The organism is Pseudomonas putida W15Oct28 (assembly GCF_000708715.2).
In the GTDB taxonomy this organism is placed as follows: Bacteria; Pseudomonadota; Gammaproteobacteria; order Pseudomonadales; family Pseudomonadaceae; genus Aquipseudomonas; species Aquipseudomonas putida_R.
The window spans coordinates 1-296 of the sequence record NZ_JENB01000110.1; the positions used below are offsets into that span (position 1 = coordinate 1).

Sequence of the window (296 nt, forward strand, 5' to 3'; positions counted from 1 at the left end):
TACGAGCACGCTGCGCAGGGCGATGACGTTTACCAAGACGCCGGCGAAATCTCCCTCGGCATCAAGTCGGCGGTAGACGCTACCGGTGCGGCCTTCGAAAACCTGCAACTGGGCGGCGATGCTTCGGTCAAAGTGACCGACACCATCGACGAAGTTGTGGCCAAGCTGACCGCAAGCCAGTCGGTCACCGAAGGCGGCGAGATCACCTACACGATCACGCTGACCAACAAAGACGGCCTGCCGATCAACAATCACGCAGAGCTGTACTTCAAGCTGACCGATGGCACCACTGTCAT

General features: G+C 59.1%; 1 protein-coding gene. It reads left to right on the top strand.

What is annotated here, in order from left to right:
- Window positions 1-296, top strand: a 296-nt coding sequence (locus AK81_RS27630; protein WP_043204426.1) for an immunoglobulin-like domain-containing protein, incomplete at both ends; no start/stop codon positions are given.